The organism is Pseudorhodobacter sp. (genome assembly GCF_030452865.1).
In the GTDB taxonomy this organism is placed as follows: Bacteria; Pseudomonadota; Alphaproteobacteria; order Rhodobacterales; family Rhodobacteraceae; genus Pseudorhodobacter.
Genome location: NZ_JAKDLJ010000324.1, coordinates 1 through 4,199, shown reverse-complemented (window position 1 = coordinate 4,199; position 4,199 = coordinate 1). Strand labels below are relative to the sequence as shown.

The window sequence follows — 4,199 nt, the reverse complement described above, 5'->3', positions numbered from 1 at the left end:
TTCGTCCATACTTAGGTTGCTGCCGCCGGGGAAGGCAAGGCGATGCGCAAAAATTGGCAAATCAGTGCCTGATTTTAAGGCGATGCCAGCCCGCGCCCAGGAAAAATCGAGAGTTTGCTTTCATCCCGGCGCAAGCCCTGATTTACTGGAGTCAACGAAGACGGTGGGGATTTTCCCTGTCCAGCGAGCGAACGGGGGCATGTTTGGCCGAATATTTCAACGAAATGTATGAAAACGGTCAGGTGCGCGCGCCTTATCAGCAGTTGGACGACTGGATGCGCACGATGCCCGCTGCGCTGCGGCAGATGAAACAGGCGGAGGCGGAGGCGCTGTTCCGCCGCATCGGCATCACCTTCGCGGTCTATGGCGAAGGTGGTGACCCGGATCGCCTGATCCCGTTCGATATGTTCCCGCGCGTGTTCTCAGCCTTGGAGTGGGCGAAGCTGGAGCGGGGGGTGAAGCAGCGGGCGCGCGCCTTGAATGCGTTTCTGGCGGATGTCTACAGCCGGGGGGAGATTGTGCGCGCGGGGCGCATCCCCGCCAATCTGGTCTATCAGAATGAGGCGTATGAAAAGGCGGTGGTCGGGTTTGTGCCGCCGAAAGGGGTCTATTCCCATATCGTTGGCGTTGATCTGGTCCGCACTGGCCCGGATGAGTTTTTCGTGCTGGAGGACAACTGCCGCACGCCTTCCGGCGTGTCCTATATGCTGGAAAACCGTGAAATCATGATGCGGATGTTCCCCGCCTTGTTCCGCGAAAACCGGATTGAACCGGTGGAGAATTACCCCGCACTGTTGCGCCGCACCTTCGCCTCGGTGGCGCCCGCGAAATGCAAGGGGGAACCGGTGATCGTTATCCTGACGCCGGGGCATTTCAATTCGGCCTATTATGAGCACAGCTTTCTGGCCGACCTGATGGGCGTTGAACTGGTCGAAGGGCAGGATTTGTTCGTCGAGGGCGAATTTGTCTATATGCGGACCACCGAAGGGCCGAAACGGGTGGACGTGATTTACCGCCGCATTGATGACGCCTACATTGATCCGCTGTGTTTCCGAGCGGACAGCATGTTGGGGATTCCCGGCCTGATGGATGTGTATCGCTCTGGTGGTGTGGCGATTTGTTCTGCCCCCGGCGCAGGTGTCGCCGATGACAAGGCGGTTTACACCTTCGTTCCCGAAATGGTGCGGTTTTATCTGGGCGAAGACCCGATCCTGAACAACGTGCCGACATGGCAATGCGCGAAGGCGGATGATTGCAAATATGTGTTGGAACACCTCGCCGAACTGGTGGTGAAAGAGGTTCACGGATCGGGAGGCTATGGCATGCTCGTCGGGCCGAAATGCACCAAGGCCGAAGTGGCGGATTTTGCCGAACGGATCAAGGCCAAGCCGCATAATTATATTGCGCAGCCGACCCTTGCGCTGTCCACCACGCCGACCTTTGTGGAAGAAGGCATCGCCCCCCGCCACGTCGATTTGCGGCCCTATTGCCTGGTCGGTGAACGGATTGAACTTGTGCCGGGTGGGTTGACGCGGGTGGCGCTGACCGAAGGTTCGCTGGTCGTCAACTCCAGCCAGGGTGGCGGCGTCAAGGATACTTGGGTTTTGGCGGGGTGATGACATGCTGAGTAGAACCGCCGACAATCTTTTCTGGATCGCGCGCTATATGGAACGCGCCGAAACGGCAGCCCGGCTGATGGATATGGGCGCGCGCATTTCGCTTATTCCCAATGCGCAAGGCTATCGCAGCGAATGGGATTCGGTGCTGCGCACCGTCGGCACTGCCGATGCCTTTGCGCAGAAATACGGCGACCCGGTACAGCGCAATATTGAAAGCCATCTGTTCTTTGACCGTGATAACCCATCCTCGGTCGCGTCCTGCATCGCAGCGGCGCGTGAAAATGCCCGCATCGTGCGCTCCGCGCTGACAACGCAAGTGTGGGATGCGATCAGCACGGGATACGACGAATTGCGCCAGATGGAGCGGCAATCAAGATCGGAGCTTGACCTGCACGACCTGACGGACTGGACCCGGCGCACAGCGGCGACCATGCGCGGCGGCATCGAGGCATCGCAATTGCGCAAGGATGGCTATGATTTCCTGAACCTTGGCTATTACCTTGAACGTGCCGACAGCACGGCGCGGCTTTTGGACGTGAAATATTACGTCCTGCTGCCACGGGTGGATTTTGTCGGCTCCGGCCTTGATAACTACCAATGGACCACGCTTTTGCGCGCGATGTCGTCGCACCGGGCGTTCCACTGGGCTTACGGCGGCGATGTCACGGCAGCCAAGATCGCACATTTTCTGATCCTGAACCCGCAATGCCCGCGTTCCCTGATCACCTGCGGGCAAGGTATGGTGCAGCATCTGGACCGGCTGGACCGCGATTATCAACGCCACACCAGCGCGGGCGAGCAGGGGCGGTCCTTGCTGGCCAGTCTGGCAGAAACCTCTACCGAGGATATATTCGAGGAAGGACTGCATGAATTTCTGGCACGTTTTGTGAAGGAGACGGGCAAACTGGCCCATCACATCCATGAAAGCTATCTGAGCGGGGACATTCGCTGATGCTGCTGACGGTCGAACATATCACCCGCTATTCTTACAGTCAGCCGGTGCGGGCGGTGGTGCAAAGCCATCGGCTGACGCCTTCGGTCTTTGATGGCCAGAAGGTTCGGGAGTGGGATGTGACAGTCAGCGACGGCTTGCGCGGCGGCAGTTTTCGCGACGGCGCGGGTGACTTCGTGCAGGCCTGGACAATCCTGGGCCCGGTGAGCGAGATTGAGGTGAAGGTGCAGGGGCGCATTGAGACCACGGATATGACCGGCGTTTTGCGCGGTCACAAGGAACGGGTGCCACCCATGGTCTATCTGCAATCGACGCCTGCGACACTCGCCGATGCGGCGATTGCGGAACTTTCGGCAGCACACACAGGCGGTAAGGCAGCTCTCGATCTGGCGCATGCTTTGGCGGCGGCGGTGTCGGATGCCATCGCTTTTGTTCCGGGGATGACCGATAACGCGACCACGGCGGCGGAGGCGCTGTCGCTGGGCAAAGGGGTTTGCCAGGATCATGCCCATGCGCTGATTTCCGCCGCGCGCTGGGCAGGGCTGCCCGCGCGCTATGTCTCGGGTTATCTGCATGCCAATAATGACGGCACCCTGCATGATGCGGCGCATGCCTGGGCGGAAATATGGGTGCGGGATCTGGGCTGGATCGGGCTGGATGCGGCGAACAGATGCAGCCCGGACGCGCGCTACATCCGCCTCGGCTCCGGGCTTGATGCCATGGACGCGGCGCCGATCCGCGGAATTGCCCGCTCACCGGGTACAGAGTCGCTTGACGTTACGGTTGCAGTGCAGCAAAGCGGTCAGCAATAACCCCATCCCATTGCGGAGCCTGCCATGACCTATTGCGTCGGCCTCTTGCTGAATCAAGGCATCGTTCTTTTGTCCGACACGCGGACCAATGCGGGCCTTGACAACATCGCGACCTATCGCAAGATGTTCAATTTCGAGGAACCGGGCGAGCGGGTGATTTCGATCCTCACGGCGGGCAGCCTTTCGGTGACGCAAACCACCATTGCGCGGCTGCGTGAAATTGTCGACGACCCGAATTCCGATGAAACCACCTCGATCATGAAAGCACCGACAATGTTGAAAGTTGCGGATATTGTCGGGGCAAAACTGGCCGAGGTTTGCACCACGATTGATGAACGCTTCGCCATGGGGCAGGGGGTTTCCGCCTCGATGATCGTGGCGGGGCAGCGCGCGGGCGGGGAGATGCGGATGTTTCTGATCTATCCGGAAGGCAATTACATTGAAGCGACCGAAGACACGCCCTTCCTGCAAATTGGCGAGCATAAATATGGCAAGCCGATTCTCGACCGGGTGGTGACGCCGGATACTTCGTTGAAGGACGGGCAAAAGGCGGTGCTGTTGTCGATGGATTCGACGTTGCGGTCAAACCTGTCGGTCGGGATGCCGCTGGATCTGGCGGTGATCGGGCGAGACACTTGCCGGATCAGTGAATTGCGCCGGATCGAGGCCGGGGACGACGCCTTCCGCACCATGTCGGAGGCGTGGTCAACCGCGCTGCGCGACGGCTTTTCGCAGATTGCGCTGTGATGGGCCGCCGCGTTGTCATCACAGAACCCGTGCATCCGGCTGCGATTGAGCTGTTGCGGGAGGCCGGGG

4 protein-coding genes are annotated in these 4,199 nt (G+C 59.8%); all 4 read left to right on the top strand.

Translation table 11 applies throughout. The features are described 5' to 3' along the window. The first annotated feature begins 224 nt into the window (after positions 1-224). From L0H65_RS15505 to L0H65_RS15490, 4 genes are read left to right on the top strand one after another with little or no spacing between them, the layout of a single operon-like run. Positions 225-1,616, top strand: a complete 1,392-nt coding sequence (locus L0H65_RS15505) for a circularly permuted type 2 ATP-grasp protein (protein WP_301459960.1) — start codon at positions 225-227, stop codon at positions 1,614-1,616. Positions 1,617-1,620: 4 nt separating this feature from the next. Beyond that, positions 1,621-2,571 (top strand): alpha-E domain-containing protein, encoded by a 951-nt coding sequence (locus tag L0H65_RS15500; protein ID WP_301459958.1) that lies wholly within the window; start codon positions 1,621-1,623, stop codon positions 2,569-2,571. Next, positions 2,571-3,383 (top strand): transglutaminase family protein, encoded by an 813-nt coding sequence (locus L0H65_RS15495; protein ID WP_301459956.1) that lies wholly within the window; start codon positions 2,571-2,573, stop codon positions 3,381-3,383. The genes L0H65_RS15500 and L0H65_RS15495 overlap by 1 nt, the downstream gene beginning before the upstream one ends. A gap of 24 nt (positions 3,384-3,407) precedes the next feature. Next, a complete protein-coding gene (locus L0H65_RS15490) occupies positions 3,408-4,130 on the top strand; it encodes a peptidase (RefSeq protein ID WP_301459955.1) in 723 nt (240 codons plus the stop codon). The last annotated feature ends 69 nt before the right edge of the window (positions 4,131-4,199 follow it).

What these genes read in the sequence shown, in the direction of transcription:
- L0H65_RS15505 (WP_301459960.1), top strand. Translation starts at nt 225, where the DNA reads ATGTATGAAAACGGTCAGGTGCGCGCGCCTTATCAGCAGTTGGACGAC.
- L0H65_RS15500 (WP_301459958.1), top strand. Translation starts at nt 1,621, where the DNA reads ATGCTGAGTAGAACCGCCGACAATCTTTTCTGGATCGCGCGCTATATG.
- L0H65_RS15495 (WP_301459956.1), top strand. Translation starts at nt 2,571, where the DNA reads ATGCTGCTGACGGTCGAACATATCACCCGCTATTCTTACAGTCAGCCG.
- L0H65_RS15490 (WP_301459955.1), top strand. Translation starts at nt 3,408, where the DNA reads ATGACCTATTGCGTCGGCCTCTTGCTGAATCAAGGCATCGTTCTTTTG.